The sequence below is a fragment of the Pseudomonas salomonii genome (assembly GCF_900107155.1).
Lineage (GTDB): Bacteria > Pseudomonadota > Gammaproteobacteria > Pseudomonadales > Pseudomonadaceae > Aquipseudomonas > Aquipseudomonas salomonii.
Genome location: NZ_FNOX01000007.1, coordinates 244,793 through 259,999, shown reverse-complemented (window position 1 = coordinate 259,999; position 15,207 = coordinate 244,793). Strand labels below are relative to the sequence as shown.

General features: G+C 61.1%; 13 protein-coding genes. 6 read left to right on the top strand and 7 right to left on the bottom strand.

Going from position 1 to position 15,207, the window contains the following annotated elements:
• The first annotated feature begins 87 nt into the window (after positions 1-87).
• From BLV67_RS17710 to ilvD, 3 genes are all read left to right on the top strand, one after another.
• Positions 88-1,284: a class I SAM-dependent rRNA methyltransferase gene (locus tag BLV67_RS17710; protein ID WP_003213799.1), complete on the top strand. Its 1,197-nt coding sequence runs from the start codon at positions 88-90 to the stop codon at positions 1,282-1,284.
• A gap of 142 nt (positions 1,285-1,426) precedes the next feature.
• Positions 1,427-2,617, top strand: a complete 1,191-nt coding sequence (locus BLV67_RS17705; protein WP_065912239.1) for an MFS transporter — start codon at positions 1,427-1,429, stop codon at positions 2,615-2,617.
• A 242-nt stretch (positions 2,618-2,859) separates the two neighbouring features.
• Positions 2,860-4,701 carry a dihydroxy-acid dehydratase gene (gene ilvD, locus BLV67_RS17700; protein ID WP_017139479.1) on the top strand — a complete coding sequence of 614 codons (1,842 nt, stop codon included), beginning with the start codon at positions 2,860-2,862 and terminating at the stop codon, positions 4,699-4,701.
• A 243-nt stretch (positions 4,702-4,944) separates the two neighbouring features.
• On the opposite strand, the gene BLV67_RS17695 is transcribed toward ilvD, so the two are convergent.
• Complete coding sequence (locus tag BLV67_RS17695) at positions 4,945-6,003, bottom strand: HAD family hydrolase (RefSeq protein WP_065912241.1); 1,059 nt, start codon at positions 6,001-6,003, stop codon at positions 4,945-4,947.
• Positions 6,004-6,244: 241 nt separating this feature from the next.
• Here BLV67_RS17695 and BLV67_RS17690 point away from each other — a divergent pair, with 241 nt between their 5' ends.
• Complete coding sequence (locus BLV67_RS17690) at positions 6,245-7,636, top strand: L-cystine transporter (RefSeq protein WP_065912243.1); 1,392 nt, start codon at positions 6,245-6,247, stop codon at positions 7,634-7,636.
• Between the two features lie 95 nt (positions 7,637-7,731).
• Here the strand turns inward: BLV67_RS17690 and BLV67_RS17685 are convergent, their stop codons facing one another.
• A complete protein-coding gene (locus BLV67_RS17685; RefSeq protein WP_069787079.1) occupies positions 7,732-8,244 on the bottom strand; it encodes a dihydrofolate reductase in 513 nt (170 codons plus the stop codon).
• Between the two features lie 69 nt (positions 8,245-8,313).
• On the opposite strand from BLV67_RS17685, the gene BLV67_RS17680 reads away from it, so the two are divergent.
• Both BLV67_RS17680 and BLV67_RS17675 read left to right on the top strand, forming a co-directional pair.
• The gene (locus BLV67_RS17680; RefSeq protein ID WP_069787080.1) at positions 8,314-9,693 is read left to right on the top strand and encodes a DUF2868 domain-containing protein; all 1,380 of its coding nucleotides are present in this window, start codon (positions 8,314-8,316) and stop codon (positions 9,691-9,693) included.
• A 4-nt stretch (positions 9,694-9,697) separates the two neighbouring features.
• A complete protein-coding gene (locus BLV67_RS17675; protein ID WP_069787148.1) occupies positions 9,698-11,080 on the top strand; it encodes a DUF3482 domain-containing protein in 1,383 nt (460 codons plus the stop codon).
• Here the strand turns inward: BLV67_RS17675 and BLV67_RS17670 are convergent.
• From BLV67_RS17670 to BLV67_RS17650, 5 genes are all read right to left on the bottom strand, one after another.
• Entirely contained in the window at positions 11,067-11,618 is a 552-nt protein-coding gene (locus BLV67_RS17670; RefSeq protein ID WP_065912252.1) for a hypothetical protein, read from the bottom strand. The two genes, BLV67_RS17675 and BLV67_RS17670, sit on opposite strands and share 14 nt — an antisense overlap.
• Positions 11,619-11,725: 107 nt before the next feature.
• Positions 11,726-12,256 carry a hypothetical protein gene (locus BLV67_RS17665; RefSeq protein ID WP_068931415.1) on the bottom strand — a complete coding sequence of 177 codons (531 nt, stop codon included), beginning with the start codon at positions 12,254-12,256 and terminating at the stop codon, positions 11,726-11,728.
• 97 nt (positions 12,257-12,353) lie between these two features.
• Complete coding sequence (locus BLV67_RS17660) at positions 12,354-12,914, bottom strand: phosphonate degradation HD-domain oxygenase (protein WP_068931417.1); 561 nt, start codon at positions 12,912-12,914, stop codon at positions 12,354-12,356.
• A complete protein-coding gene (locus tag BLV67_RS17655; protein WP_069787081.1) occupies positions 12,914-14,041 on the bottom strand; it encodes a TIGR03364 family FAD-dependent oxidoreductase in 1,128 nt (375 codons plus the stop codon). Before BLV67_RS17655 ends, BLV67_RS17660 begins: the two co-directional genes overlap by 1 nt.
• A gap of 129 nt (positions 14,042-14,170) precedes the next feature.
• The gene (locus tag BLV67_RS17650; protein WP_056857668.1) at positions 14,171-15,187 is read right to left on the bottom strand and encodes a putative 2-aminoethylphosphonate ABC transporter substrate-binding protein; all 1,017 of its coding nucleotides are present in this window, start codon (positions 15,185-15,187) and stop codon (positions 14,171-14,173) included.
• Positions 15,188-15,207 lie beyond the last annotated feature (20 nt).

Below are 15,207 nucleotides of genomic sequence, written 5' to 3'. Positions count from 1 at the left end.
CGCGCCGTCCGCATCGCAGGCAAGCCAGCTCCCACAGAACAGCCGCACAACAGGGTATACTCCCGCTCTTTTTTCCGGAGCGACGTCATGTCCCTGCCAAGCCTGCGTCTCAAAGCCAACGCCGATCGTCGTTTGCGCAACGGCCACCTGTGGGTCTACAGCAACGAAATCGACGTGGCCGCCACCCCACTTCACGGCTTCCAGGCAGGCGACCAGGCTATCCTGGAAGCGGCCGGCGGCAAGACTTTGGGCATCGTGGCCATGAGCCCGAACAACCTGATCTGCGCCCGTCTGCTGTCGCGTGACATCAAGTTGCCGCTGGACAAGTCGTTGCTGGTGCACCGCATCAACGTCGCGCTGTCCCTGCGTGACCGCCTGTTCGACAAGCCGTTTTACCGCCTGGTCTACGGTGATTCCGACCTGTTGCCGGGCCTGGTGGTCGACCGTTTCGGCGACATCCTGGTGGTGCAGATCGCCTCGGCAACCATGGAAGCCCATAAGGAAGACGTGATCGCCGCGTTGACCCAAGTGCTCAAGCCAAGCGGCATCCTGTTCAAGAACGACTCCGCCGCGCGCGACGCCGAAGGCCTCAACCGCTACGTCGAAACCGTGTTCGGCCTGGTGCCGGAGTGGGTCGCGCTGGAAGAAAACGGCGTGAAATTCGAAGCCCCGGTGATCCAGGGCCAAAAGACCGGCTGGTTCTACGACCACCGCATGAACCGCGCACGCCTGGCCCCGTACGCCAAAGGCAAACGCGTACTCGACCTGTACAGCTACATCGGCGGCTGGGGCGTGCAAGCTGCGGCCTTTGGTGCCAGTGAAGTGTTCTGCGTCGACGCCTCAGCCTTCGCCCTCGACGGCGTAGAGCGCAACGCTGCGCTGAACGGGGTTGCCGAGAAGATGACCTGCATCGAAGGCGACGTGTTCGAAGCCCTGAAGGAACTCAAAGCCAGCGAAGAACGCTTCGACGTGATCGTCGCCGACCCACCGGCCTTCATTAAACGCAAAAAAGACATGAAGAACGGCGAAGGCGCCTACCGCCGCCTGAACGAGCAAGCCATGCGCCTGCTCAGCAAGGACGGCATCCTGGTCAGCGCCTCGTGCTCCATGCACCTGCCGGAAGACGACCTGCAGAACATCCTGCTGACCAGCGCCCGTCACCTGGACCGCAATATCCAGATGCTCGAACGCGGCGGCCAGGGCCCGGACCATCCGGTGCACCCGGCGATTGCCGAGACGCGTTATATCAAGAGCATTACGTGCCGGTTGTTGCCTAATAGCTGATAACAGGATGGTTCCCGTAGGAACAGTCAACGACTGATCCTACGGGCCTTTCAGCTATTTCCTACTGCCACTTCCATTGACTTCCCTTACCGCCAAACCGACTCTCTCCCCCCCAACAAGGAAGGATAGAGTGGTCCGGTCGATGCCTATTAGTACAGCCACATCAAACAAGTCATATTTCATCGTACTGTTGATGACCATGACGCTGCTCGCCGTCTTCCCCCTCGACGTAGTCCTGCCATCCTTTCCCGCCCTCTCCAATCACTTTGGCCACACGCCTTCAGAAATCGCCCAGTCCGTCAGTATTTTTGCCATTGGCCTGGCCGTCTCGTTGCTGCTGATAGGTCCGTTGTCTGACATGTTCGGCCGCAAAAAACTGCTGCTGGCAGGCATTGCTTTATCGGCGTTGGGTGCAGCCGGTTGTTTGCTGGCTCCGGATTTCAGTTGGTTTATCGGCTTTCGCGTGGTTCAGGCCGTAGGGTGCGGGGCGTTTGCCCTGTCGCAGGCGCTGATCCAGGACTTGTTTACAGGACGGGAACTGCAGCGGATTCGAATCTGGATGACCACTGCCGGCGGAGTGTTCATCTCAAGCTCGCCACTGATGGGCACCTGGCTGCAAATTTATGGCGGCTGGCAGGCGAGTTTTTACGTGTTTATCGTGTTGGCCATAGTGGTGTGGCTCTGGTCCGCACACCTGCTGCACGACTCGCGCAGCAGCCATCGCCCTTCACCGCTACAGTTCTTCAGCGGCTATTGGCTGCTGTTTTCCGACCTCCGTTTCGTCAGCTATTGGCTGATTTCCGCCCTGGCCTTTGCCTGCCATTTCTCGTTTATCGTGATGTCGCCCCTGATCTTCATGGAGCGTTTGAACCTGTCGACCTATCAATTCGCCTGGGCATTGCTGCTGTACGGCGCAGCCTACGTCTGCGGCGGAGTGATTGCCAGTTTCCTGCATCGCAAAATGGACGCCGACCGGCAAATCAACACCGGCCTGTTGCTGATCACTGTGTCAGGCCTGGTCATGCTCTGGCTGGCCTGGCAGTTCGGCCTGTCGGCCGCCACGGTGCTGATCCCGATGTTGATCTGCACAGCCGGCACCACCATCTGTCGACCCATCGCCAACTCCAAGGCCATGAGCCTCTACCCGCAACTGGCTGGCACGGCGACCTCTGCCGGTAGCTTGCTGATTTTCATGTGCGGCGGCCTGATCAGCCTGGTGATCAACCTGGCCACCACCAACCTGACCACCGCGCTAGCCCTGTGCTTTCTAATCCTGAGTGCCGCCGGGCTCGCCCTGAATGCGCTGATCAAACGACGCCCACACGTCCTGTAGCCGCTATCTTCACGGTTTCGATCATTCCCTCCAGCCACCAGCGGTGTAGAATCGGCCTATTCATCGCCAGTCATCCCCCGGCGGGTTTATGAGCTCGAGGCCCAAGCAAGCGGCGATCCCGCGACGCGAGTGGCAACTTTTGGACACCACGGCCATTTTTCGGGTGTTCCAGACGTCAATAGAAGCTCACTCCCCAGTAGTACCTGATTAGTAGTTACCTGATTAGCCGCCCGGAGTGCTCCATGCCAGATTACCGCTCGAAAACATCCACCCACGGCCGCAACATGGCCGGCGCCCGCGCACTGTGGCGTGCCACGGGGATGAAAGATGACGACTTCAAGAAGCCGATCATCGCGATTGCCAACTCGTTCACCCAGTTCGTACCGGGCCACGTCCACCTCAAGGACCTGGGCCAACTGGTCGCCCGCGAAATCGAACGCGCCGGTGGCGTAGCCAAGGAATTCAACACCATCGCCGTGGATGACGGCATCGCCATGGGCCATGACGGCATGCTGTATTCGCTGCCGAGCCGCGAGATCATCGCCGACTCCGTGGAATACATGGTCAACGCCCACTGCGCCGACGCCATCGTGTGCATTTCCAACTGCGACAAGATCACCCCTGGCATGTTGATGGCCGCCCTGCGCCTGAACATCCCGGTGATCTTCGTCTCCGGCGGCCCGATGGAAGCCGGCAAGACCAAGCTCGCCTCCCACGGCCTCGACCTGGTCGACGCCATGGTCATCGCCGCCGATTCCAGCGCTTCTGACGAGAAGGTCGCGGAATACGAACGCAGCGCCTGCCCGACCTGCGGTTCGTGCTCCGGCATGTTCACCGCCAACTCGATGAACTGCCTGGTGGAAGCCCTGGGCCTGGCCTTGCCGGGCAACGGCTCCACGCTGGCCACCCACAGCGACCGCGAACAGCTGTTCCTGCAGGCCGGCCGCACCATCGTCGAGCTGTGCAAGCGTTACTACACCGAAAACGATGAGTCGGTGCTGCCGCGCAATATCGCCAACTTCAAGGCGTTCGAAAACGCCATGACCCTGGACATCGCCATGGGCGGTTCCACCAACACCATCCTGCACTTGCTGGCCGCCGCGCAAGAAGCCGAGATCGACTTCGACCTGCGCGACATCGACCGCCTGTCCCGTCACGTGCCGCAACTGTGCAAAGTCGCGCCGAACATCCAGAAGTACCACATGGAAGACGTGCACCGCGCCGGCGGGATCTTCTCGATCCTCGGCTCGCTGGCCCGTGGCGGTCTGTTGCACACCGACCTGCCTACCGTGCACAGCAAATCCCTGGCCGAAGGCATCGCCAAGTGGGACATCACCCAGACTGACGACGAAGCGGTGCATCACTTCTTCAAGGCCGGCCCGGCGGGTATCCCGACCCAAACCGCGTTCAGCCAGTCGACCCGCTGGGAAACCCTGGACGACGACCGTGAAAACGGCTGCATCCGCAGTGTCGAGCACGCTTACTCGCAAGAAGGCGGCCTGGCCGTGCTGTACGGCAACATCGCCCTCGACGGCTGCGTGGTGAAAACCGCCGGTGTGGATGAATCCATCCACGTGTTCGAAGGCCGCGCCAAGATCTACGAAAGCCAGGACAGCTCGGTACGCGGCATCCTTGCCGACGAAGTGAAAGAAGGCGACATCGTGATCATCCGCTACGAAGGCCCGAAAGGCGGCCCGGGTATGCAGGAGATGCTCTACCCGACGTCCTACCTGAAGTCCAAGGGCCTGGGCAAAGCCTGCGCCTTGCTGACCGACGGGCGTTTCTCTGGCGGTACTTCGGGCCTGTCCATCGGCCACGCCTCGCCGGAAGCTGCTGCCGGCGGTGCGATTGGTCTGGTACAGGATGGCGACAAGGTGCTGATCGACATTCCGAACCGCTCGATCAACCTGCTGATCAGTGACGAAGAACTGGCTGCACGCCGCGTCGAGCAGGACAAAAAAGGCTGGAAGCCGGTGGAGAAGCGTCCGCGCAAAGTCACCACCGCGTTGAAAGCCTATGCCCTGCTGGCCACCAGTGCCGACAAAGGTGCTGTGCGTAACAAGGCGATGCTTGACGGCCTGTAAGCCCCGCCCATAAAAATGCCCCGCCACGTGCGGGGCATTTTTTTTGCCTGAAGAAAATCCCCCAGACTACAGAGATCAACTGTGGGAGCTGGCTTGCCTGCGATGGCGGTGGGCCAGCCGACTCATGTATGGCCTGGCACACTGCTTTCGCGAGCAAGCCCGCTCCCACACTTGACCGAGTTCCAACATGAGCATGCGGTCGAATGTGGGAGCGGGCTTGCTCGCGAAGCAGGCGCCTCGGTATTACTGAATCTCGTCAGGTTTCACGATCACCCAGTTTTTATCCGCCGTCACCGGCAGCCCTTCCTTGGCCTGCGCCGCCGCGTGCTTGGCCATCATCCCGTTAAGCTGGGTCATGTATTTGTCCTTGCGGTTGATCCACAAGTGAACACCGCCCTTGGCCACGTCCACATCGTGGAACAGCATGTAGCCGTCGCTGGTCGGCGTATCACCGCCGACGATCACCGGCTTTTTCCACTCGTCGATGTAAGTCAGGATCGCTGCGTGCTTACCCGCCATCCACGTCGCCGGCGTCCACAGGTACGGGGTGAGTTCGAGGCCAAGGTTGGCCTTCTCGTCATATTTGCCCGCAGTGATCTGCTTACGCGCCGTGGTCAGCTCGCCAGTCTTGCGGTCTTTGAGCAAGGTGCTCACGCCAATCACGTTCTCGGGTTTGACGTTGTAGCCGTACTTAGGGTCGGCGGCGACCATGCGCACCAACTCCTCGGAGGCGGCGGTCATCACATACACTTCGATGCCGTTTTCCATCAGCTTGTTGTACAGCTCGGCCTGGCCGGTGAAGACTTTCGGCGGCTGTACCTCGGATTTCTTCACCACGTCGCCTTCAAAATAGGTGACCGGCACCGGCTTGCCGGAAGCCATCAGCTCGTCCACCTGGACCTTGAGTTCCTTGAGGGTGAAGCCCGAGAAAATCTGCGCAACCCATGGGTAGCAAACCATGTCGTCGACTTCGCAGAGGCGATAGTAGTAGCTGAACAAGCTTTCCTTGTGGTCGGCGGTGTCCTTGAACGGCATCAGCTTCAGGGACGGGTCCATGCTCTCGCGGGTGATCAGGCCCTTGTTTTCCATGTAGGGCAGCAAGGACTCTTCGAGGTCGTAGCGGTAACTGGTGTTGTCCATGTCGAACACCGCGAAGTTACCCTTGTTGGCATTCGCGGCGATCATCTTGTTCAGTTGCTCGGCGGCGGGCGCCGGCCAGTGTTTCAACTCGGTGGCGGCAAATGCCTGGCTGACGAGGCCGAGGCAGAAGGCAGCGGCAAGTAGTTTTGGCGCGAGCTTCATAAGCGTTTTATCCCTGAGTGAAAGACATCGACGCTAACAAATCTGTATGACAGTTATCGCCCGAGCACGACCGCTTGCGTCGTGATAACGCCAAGGGCATGTGCCTGAGCGCCAAATGCTTATTCCAAAAACGACAGTCGACATTCCATATTGGTATTAAATCAATATATTTCAAACTGTTAGGCTTCCCGGTTCGCAATCGCAGGCTCGCGCGATTGGCTGCCTTCTCAACGGAGCTTCAATGAATCTGCCCCTGATTCTCAACTTACTGGTGTTCGTGGCCCTGTTGCTGGGCCTGGCACAAACCCGTCGCACCAACTGGAGCCTCGCCAAGAAGGTGCTGTTTGCCCTCGTCTTGGGCGTGGTGTTCGGTACGGTGCTGCACACCCTTTATGGCGACGGCAACCCGGTGCTCAAGGCCTCGATCAGCTGGTTTGATCTGGTCGGCAATGGCTACGTGCAATTGCTGCAAATGATCGTGATCCCGCTGGTGTTCGCCTCGATCCTCAGTGCCGTGGCGCGCCTGCATAACGCCTCGTCCCTGGGCAAGATCAGCTTCCTGACCATCGGCACGCTGCTGTTCACCACCGCGATTGCGGCGCTGATCGGTATCGGCCTGACCAACCTGTTCGGCCTCACCGCCGAGGGCCTGGTGGCCGGCACCCAGGAAATGGCACGCCTGCAAGTGATCCAGAGCGATTACGCCGGCAAGGTGGCCGACCTGAATATCCCGCAGCTGCTGCTGTCGTTCGTGCCGGCCAACCCGTTTGCAGATCTTGCCCGCGCCAAGCCGACGTCGATCATCAGCGTGGTGATTTTCGCCGCATTCCTGGGGGTTGCCGCGCTGCAACTGCTCAAGGATGACGTGGAAAAGGGCCAGAAAGTGCTCAACGCCATCGACACTCTGCAAGCCTGGGTAATGCGTCTGGTGCGCCTGGTCATGAAGCTGACGCCTTACGGTGTGTTGGCACTGATGACCAAAGTGGTCGCCGGCTCCAACCTGCAAGACATCATCAAGCTCGGCAGCTTTGTGGTGGTTTCGTACCTGGCACTGGGCCTGATGTTTGTGGTGCATGGCCTGTTGCTGTCGCTGGCAGGGATCAACCCGCTGCGGTTTTTCCGCAAGGTCTGGCCGGTGCTGACGTTTGCCTTCACCAGCCGCTCCAGCGCAGCCGCCATTCCGCTGAGCATTGAAGCGCAGACTCGTCGCCTGGGTATCCCGCAGTCCATCGCCGGGTTTGCCGCCTCGTTTGGCGCGACCATCGGCCAGAACGGTTGCGCCGGTCTCTATCCGGCCATGCTGGCGGTGATGGTCGCACCGACCGTGGGCATCAACCCGCTGGACCCACTGTGGATCGCAACATTGGTGGCGATTGTGACCCTGAGTTCGGCCGGTGTGGCAGGCGTGGGCGGCGGTGCGACCTTCGCCGCGCTGATCGTGCTGCCGGCGATGGGCTTGCCGGTGTCACTGGTGGCGCTGCTGATTTCCGTGGAACCGTTGATCGACATGGGCCGCACGGCGTTGAACGTGAATGGTTCGATGACCGCCGGGGCGATTACCAGCCAGATCATGGGGCAGACGGATAAAGCGCTGCTGGATGCTGATGAGCATGCTGAATTAGCGCAGGTCTGATAGACCGCTATCGCAGGCAAGCCAGCTCCCACAGTTGAATCGGTTTCCTCAGGAGAACTCGGTCAACTGTGGGAGCTGGCTTGCCTGCGATGCTTTTAAGCTTTTTCCCAGACTTCGAAGTTGTAGGCAGGCTTATCGCCTTCAGCCAGGTTCTCGACGTTTGACACCAGCTTCCATTGGTTCAAATCAAACTCCGGAAACCAGGCATCGCCTGCCGGGCTCAACGCCACCCGCGTCAAATACAGGCGATCCGCCTGCTCCAGCCCTTGCGCATACAACTGCGCACCGCCGATCAGCATCAGCTCATCCACGCCCTGTTCCAGCGCCCAGGCTTCTGCCCGCTCAACCGCCGCGTCCAGTGACGGAAAAACTTCCGCACCTTCCAGCGCCAAGCCGGTCTGACGGCTGACCACAATGTTCAGGCGCCCCGGCAACGGTCGGCCCAAGGAATCCCAGGTCTTGCGCCCCATAATGATCGGCTTGCCGAGCGTGGTGGCCTTGAAATATTTGAAATCCCCCGGCAAATGCCAGGGCATGCTGTTGTCGACGCCGATCACGCGGTTTTCACCGAGGGCTGCGATCAGGCTTAAAGGGAGAGTTTTTTTCATGCCGACGAGAATACCAGAGCCACGAGTCTGCGGTTATGCTCCAAGCTCACTTGCTCAACAGGACGGCGCGTGACTGCTCTGAACCCGCTGCATACACTTTGGCTGACCGAAACCGTACGCCTGCGCGAAGAACACGCAGGCCCTTTGGAAGACCTGGAAGCCAACCGCCTGGCCCGCACGGCCGGTGGCGATTTGCCCACGCGCATCCAACAGCGCGCCCTGCATCTGGCCGAGCGCGACGGGCTGACGGCCGCCCTCAGCCGCTGGCTGCAAGGCGCGCGTTTGGCGTTGGTGCTGCTGGCGGTAGTCGCCGTGATCAGTGGTGCCGGGCTGGCCTTTGCCGCCTTGGGCAACGGCCTGACGCCGGTGAATGTGTTCTGGGCCTTGGGCAGCCTGCTCGGCTTGAACCTGATCCTGTTAATCAGCTGGGCGTTGGGCTTGCTGTTTGCCGGTGAACACGGCGCCAGCCTCGGGCGGCTGTGGTTGTGGCTCAGCGAAAAACTTGCCCGCGATGCCAGGGCCGCACAATTAGCCCCTGCGCTGCTGTTGTTGTTGCAGCGCCAGAAACTCAATCGTTGGGCCGTGGGTGTGCTGGTCAACAGCCTGTGGTTGCTGGCGCTGCTCAGCGCCATGGTGATTCTGCTGACACTGCTGGCCACGCGGCGCTATGGTTTTGTGTGGGAAACCACCATCCTCGGCGCCGATACTTTTGTCGCCGTGACCCAAGCCCTCGGCAGCCTGCCCGCCTTGCTCGGTTTTAATGTGCCGACGGTGGAGATGATCCGCGCCAGTGGCGACTCGGCCCTGAATATCGAAAGCGCCCGCCAGGCCTGGGCCGCTTGGCTGGTAGGCGTGCTGCTGGTGTATGGCCTGCTGCCCCGATTGCTCCTCGCGCTGCTGTGTTTGTGGCGCTGGAAGCACGGCCGCGCTGCGTTGCGCCTGGACCTCAACCTGCCCGGCTACAGCCAACTGCGTGAACGCCTGATGCCCAGCAGTGAACGGCTGGGCGTCAACGACGCCGCGCCCGAACAACTGCACCACGTCACTGGCGGCATCAGCGAACTGGAAAGCGACGGCGCCCTGCTGGTGGCCATCGAACTCGACGGTCAGCACCCGTGGCCGCCCAAGCTGCCGAACAGCGTCAAGAACGCCGGCATCCTCGACAGCCGCGAATCGCGCAACAAACTGCTGGAACAACTCACGCGCTTCCCGCCCGCACGCCTGGCCATTGCCTGTGACCCGCGCCGCTCGCCGGATCGCGGCAGCCTGGCGCTGATCGCCGAGCTGGCCCGCAGCGCCACCGCCACCCGCGTATGGCTGTTGCAAGCGCCACCCGGCCAAGCGCTGGACGCCGAGCGCCTGGGCGACTGGCACGCCGCGCTGCAACAGCTGGAGCTGCCGTTCGCCGACTGTGCGCCGCTGAACTGGCTGGAGACCGGTCATGACTAAACCGCTGACTAACCCCCTGAAGCTCGCCGTGGTCGGCCACACCAATGTCGGCAAGACCTCGCTGCTGCGCACGCTGACCCGCGATGTGGGCTTTGGCGAAGTCTCCCATCGCCCCAGCACCACGCGGCATGTCGAAGGCGCGCGCTTGTCGGTAGACGGCGAAGCCTTGCTGGAGCTGTACGACACGCCCGGCCTGGAAGATGCCATCGCCCTGCTCGATTACCTCGAACGCCTGGACCGACCCGGCGAACGCCTCGATGGCCCGGCTCGATTGGTGCGGTTCCTGGAAGGCAGCGAAGCCCGCCAGCGTTTCGAACAGGAAGCCAAGGTGCTGCGCCAACTGCTGGCCTCGGACGCCGGTTTGTACGTGATCGACGCACGCGAACCGGTGCTGGCCAAGTACCGCGACGAGCTGCAAGTGCTGGCCAGTTGCGGCAAGCCGTTGCTGCCGGTGCTCAACTTCGTCAGCAGCAGCGACCACCGCGAGCCGGACTGGCGCGAAGCCTTGGCCCGCCTCGGCCTGCATGCGCTGGTGCGCTTCGACAGCGTGGCGCCGCCGGAAGACGGCGAACGCCGCTTGTATGAAAGCCTGGCCCTGTTGCTGGAAAACGCACGGCCGCAGTTGGAACGCCTGATCCTCGATCAGCAAGCCCAACGCCAGGCCCGCCAGCAAAGCGCTGCACGCTTGATCGCCGAGCTGTTGATCGACTGCGCAGCGTGCCGACGCAGCGTGGCCACTGAGGATGAACAGCAAGCCATCAGCGACTTGCGCAAGGCTGTGCGCCAGCGCGAGCAAAAGTGTGTGGAAGCGTTGCTCAAACTGTTCGGCTTCCGCCCACAGGACGCCGCCGCCAGCGACTTGCCACTGCTGGACGGGCGCTGGGGCGATGATTTGTTCAACCCGCAAACCCTCAAGCAACTCGGCGTGCGCGTCGGTGGCGGGATCGCCGCAGGTGCCGCCGCCGGCGCGGGCGTGGATTTATTGGTCGGCGGCCTGACCCTCGGCGCCGCCGCCCTCGCCGGTGCGATCGCCGGTGGTGCGCTGCAAACCGCACGCAGCTACGGCAGTCGTCTGCTGGGCAAGATCAAGGGCCAGCGCGAGCTGACCGTTGACGACAGCGTGCTGCGCCTGCTCGCCCTGCGCCAACGTCAATTGCTCAAAGCCCTGAACCTGCGCGGCCATGCGGCGACACACAGCATCAAAGTCGACACACCCCAGGACAAAACCTGGCGCGAAGGCAAGTTGCCGGAGGCCCTGCACAAGGCCCGTGCCCACCCGCAGTGGTCGTCGCTCAACCCTCACGCCAAACTCAGCCAGGCCGAGCGCCAGGACCAGCTTGAGGTGTTGGCAAACACACTCAATGACGCGGCGTTCAAGGCGTCGTGATGGACGGCGCGTGCCAATTGAACTTCAAGAACGTATCGGCGAGTTCTTGCACCAAGCCCTGGTCGACGTCATTGATGACGCCGTCATGGTTAATATCGAAGTGAATGTTCCACTCCAGTGCCCCATCATTATCAAAGTCATACGCAGCGTTCCACATGACCTGGGTTTTATCGCAAGGGGTGCCTTCGCCCTCATGCACGTGCAGGCGGACCGTATCGGGCGTGCCATCTTTATAAAAATCTTCGGTATAGACCTGCAGGTAGCGCGATGAGGCCAACCCACTGTTGAACCAGTTGAGCTTCAGATACGCACCGGCAAACTGATACAGCAGCGTATGGTCTGCATCGCTTTCCACCCCATCTTGGGTGACGTCCCCCAGGTGGAAATCAGTGCAGCCGTCTTCGATGAGGTCGAGCGCAACAGCGCGGTTAACGACAATGTCCTTGTTGTCGGCGCCGACCTCACAAAAGTGCAGCAAGACCGTATCCGGCCTGCCACTGCCAAAACGGTCTTGAGCAATCACCTTCAAATAGCGCATGGCGGCTTCCTAAAAAAGAATGAACCACCACGCTAATTCATGCCTCGCGCCCTCACCAGCGCACACAATCGATGCGCGCTGTAAGAAAGCTCGACAAAGGTCGCCCCTTAACGCCAGTTGAACTTCAGATACAGATTGGCCATTGATTGCAGCGCCTTTAGATCCATGGTGTCGAACAGTTCAAGGGGCAGCGCTTCGTCGTCCAGTTGCATCACGCCTTTACCAAGGCTATCGCAGGCGGTGACGCTGAATTTCAGACGTTGTTTTTCAATCATGGGTTTGTCGTTCTGATAGAGATCCAGGCGGACTTCGGCGGGGTCGCCTGCGACGGTGAAACGACTCACATAAAAGTTGATCGAGCGGTTGGGCATCGGTGGACGGCAGAGCCAATTCACTCTCAATACGGCATTGGCAAAATCCTTGAGTAACTCCCTGTCCTTCTCCCCCGAGACACCGTTGCCATCGATGTCACCGGTGATCTGGTAATCGACCCGGCCATCCGCCGATACATCGACGGCTGTGGCCTGGCGCACCCGCTCATCCGGCAACTTTGGCGTGCGTAGAAAAAACAGAAGCTCCACGGTATCCGCCAAAGCATTGGCACTTTGATCCTTCACGGCAACTCTCAAATAACGCATCTAAATCGCTCCCTTAATCAGAGGGCGTACTTTACTGAGTGCGCGGACGTTGACTCCATGCGCTGCGTCCGTGTCCTCGGTCGGAATTACGTCATTCTTATGCAGGCAACGTCAGTAGCCGCTGAGCCTTGAACTTCAATACCTCCAGGTTCAGTACCGGCACGTGGATTTCCTTGGCCTGTTCATCCCAGTGGCGCATGCGCAGGCTGACCTCACACAGCGGGTCTTGTTCAAAAGCCCGGGCCTCTTCGGCCGTCATCACGCCGCCCTGATAACCCAGGGTGCGTCGGCTGGCCTCGCTCAGGCGGGCGTAGTAGTCCGGCTGGCTGAAGGTCAGGTAGCGCTTGGCCTGCACGTGATACTCCACCAGCCTGGCCATGCGCTCGCTGAAACCTGCGCGGCGCAGATAATCCGCGCCGAGCCGCTCGTGGCTGACCACTCCATAACCGCCCATGTTCTCGCCGCCCTGCCCGCAGAGATGCCCGATGTCGTGGAAAAACGCTGCCAATACCACCTCATCGTCGAAGCCTTCGGCCATGGCCAACTGCGCGGCCTGGGACATGTGCTCGATCTGCGACACCGGCTCACCGATGTAATCGGCCGCGCCGTGCTGTTCGTACAAGCCGAAGACTTCGGCGATTACCTGGTCCGGGTTCATCATGCGCTCCCCCACAATGCTGTGATATTTCGCTCGGCCATCGCCGGCCCCACGCTCATGCCCACGCCGGAATGCATCAACGCCGCGCTCACACCCGGCGCCGCACGCAGAAAGGAAAACGGTGCCGGGCCGCGTGAGCCATAAACACCCTGCCAGCGTTCCACCACCTGGATTTTGCAGCCCAGCGTCTGCTCCGCCAGCTCGATCAGCCAGTCATCGACTTGCTCGGCATTGAACGGCGATGCATCGCTGCCGTAGTCATGGGAGTCGCCGATGATCAACTCGCCATGGGGCGTCGGGCTGATCAGCAAGTGAATGCCGTGTTCTTGTAAATGCGGCGCTTCGCGCAGGATCTGTGCCTGCACTGGCGCGGCTTCCGGCAAGTCGGCAAACGCGCCGTAATGCACGCAACTAAGGCCCGTGAGCAATGCGTGTTGCAGGTTCAGGTTGACCGCCGGCCGGGCCCGCAGCATTTGCAGGCGGCAAATGCTCGGGTTGAGCTCGGCCATCGGTTCCGCCAGCAAAGTCTGGTAGTCATGGCCGGAGCACACGACCACCTGCTCGCCGCGAAAACTGCCTGCGGTGGTGTGCACTTGACCAGGCTCAACGTCACGCACCAGGGTGGAGAAGTAAAACTGCACGTTCAGTTCCTGGGCCAGGTAATTGATCAGCGCCGGGATCGCCTCGCGCGAATACAGTTGCTGATCATCCTTGCCATGCAGCGCCGCGCGGTGATGGCGGAACTGGCCGCCATACAGGTCTTTCATCGCCGCGCCTTGCAGCAGCTCGACGGTGTAGCCGTGCTCCTGCGCCCGGCCGCCGCAGAAGGCTTGCAGCAGATGCTCTTCGGCTTCGGTGCGGGCGAACAGGTAAGAGCCGTTGCGCTTGAGCTGGATACCGGCCACCTGTGCCCAGTGCGCCCAGATATCGCGGCTTTCCAGCGCCAGGTCGAGCATTTGGCCAGGGGGTTGGCCGGTGACCAGTGCCTGGCCGAAGTTGCGCACGGAGGCGCCCAGCGGTGTGGCGCTGCGTTCGAAGACCTTGACCTTGAGGCCGCGTTTGGCGGCGGCGTAGGCGTGGGACAGGCCGAGGATGCCGGCGCCGATGATCAGCAGATCGCTACTCATGTGTTCCTCTCGTTCCCACGCTCTGCGTGGGAATGCATCCAGTGACGCTTTGCGTCACGACTTCCAAGAGCGGACGCGGAGCGTCCAGGGCGGCATTCCCACGCGGAGCGTGGGAACGATCATCATCAGTTACTGCTTCTCGGACTTGCCGTCATAGCGCTTGCGCCATTCGGTCAGGATGCTGTCGCGGTTTTTCGAGGCCCAGGCGAAGTCGTTCTTGATCAGACGTTGTTCGTAGTCAGCCGGCAATTCGGTCTGCGGCTTGGCGATACCCGGCTGGGCGAGGACGGCGAAGTTGTCTTTGTACAGCTCCATCGCCGCGGGGCTGGCGGAGAAGTCGGCCAGTTTTTTCGCGGCGTCGGCGTGGCTGGTGCCCTTGATCACGGCAGTCGCTTCGATGTCCCAGCCCAAGCCTTCCTTGGGCAGGATGATGTCCAGCGGCGCGCCTTGGCGTTTAAGCTGCACGGCCGGGTATTCAAAGGAAATACCAATCGGGAATTCCCCGGAAGCCGCCAGCTTGCACGGCTTGGAACCGGAGTGAACGTACTGGCCGATGTTCTGGTGCAGGTCGTCCATGTACTGCCAGCCCTGCTTCTCGCCGAAGGTCTGCAGCCAGGCGCTCACATCCAGAAAGCCGGTGCCGGACGACGCCGGGTTGGGCATCACGATCTTGCCCTTGTACTCAGGCTTGGTCAGGTCTTGCCAGCTCACTGGCTTGGTCAGGCCCTGTTTCTCGGCTTCGACGGTGTTGAAGCAGATGGTCGCAGCCCACACGTCCATGCCGACCCAGGCCGGTGGGTTGGCGGCGTCGCGGTAGTTTTTGCCGATCTTGTCCAGATCCTTGGGCGCGTAGTTATCCAGCATGCCTTGCTGGTCGAGGATCGCCAGGCTGGACGCCGCCAGCCCCCACACCACATCCGCCTGGGGCCGGGCTTTTTCGGCCAGCAGCTTGGCGGTGATGATGCCGGTGGAGTCACGCACCCACTTGATGTCGATATCCGGGTTGGCTTTTTCGAAGGCCTGCTTGTAGGTCTTCAACTGCTCGGCTTCGAGGGCCGTGTACACCGTCAACTCGGTTTTGGCGGCAAAGGCATTCAGGCTGAATGCGCTGAGCAGAGCAGCGGCCAGGGCCAAGGGCTTGAACATGGAGCACCTCCTTCAGGGAT

Coding starts and splice junctions, on each gene's coding strand:
- BLV67_RS17665 (WP_068931415.1), bottom strand. CDS start 12,256: ATGCGTTATTTGAGAGTTGCCGTGAAGGATCAAAGTGCCAATGCTTTG.
- BLV67_RS17650 (WP_056857668.1), bottom strand. CDS start 15,187: ATGTTCAAGCCCTTGGCCCTGGCCGCTGCTCTGCTCAGCGCATTCAGC.
- ilvD (WP_017139479.1), top strand. CDS start 2,860: ATGCCAGATTACCGCTCGAAAACATCCACCCACGGCCGCAACATGGCC.
- BLV67_RS17670 (WP_065912252.1), bottom strand. CDS start 11,618: ATGCGCTATTTGAAGGTGATTGCTCAAGACCGTTTTGGCAGTGGCAGG.
- BLV67_RS17695 (WP_065912241.1), bottom strand. CDS start 6,003: ATGAAGCTCGCGCCAAAACTACTTGCCGCTGCCTTCTGCCTCGGCCTC.
- BLV67_RS17660 (WP_068931417.1), bottom strand. CDS start 12,914: ATGAACCCGGACCAGGTAATCGCCGAAGTCTTCGGCTTGTACGAACAG.
- BLV67_RS17685 (WP_069787079.1), bottom strand. CDS start 8,244: ATGAAAAAAACTCTCCCTTTAAGCCTGATCGCAGCCCTCGGTGAAAAC.
- BLV67_RS17710 (WP_003213799.1), top strand. CDS start 88: ATGTCCCTGCCAAGCCTGCGTCTCAAAGCCAACGCCGATCGTCGTTTG.
- BLV67_RS17690 (WP_065912243.1), top strand. CDS start 6,245: ATGAATCTGCCCCTGATTCTCAACTTACTGGTGTTCGTGGCCCTGTTG.
- BLV67_RS17705 (WP_065912239.1), top strand. CDS start 1,427: ATGCCTATTAGTACAGCCACATCAAACAAGTCATATTTCATCGTACTG.
- BLV67_RS17655 (WP_069787081.1), bottom strand. CDS start 14,041: ATGAGTAGCGATCTGCTGATCATCGGCGCCGGCATCCTCGGCCTGTCC.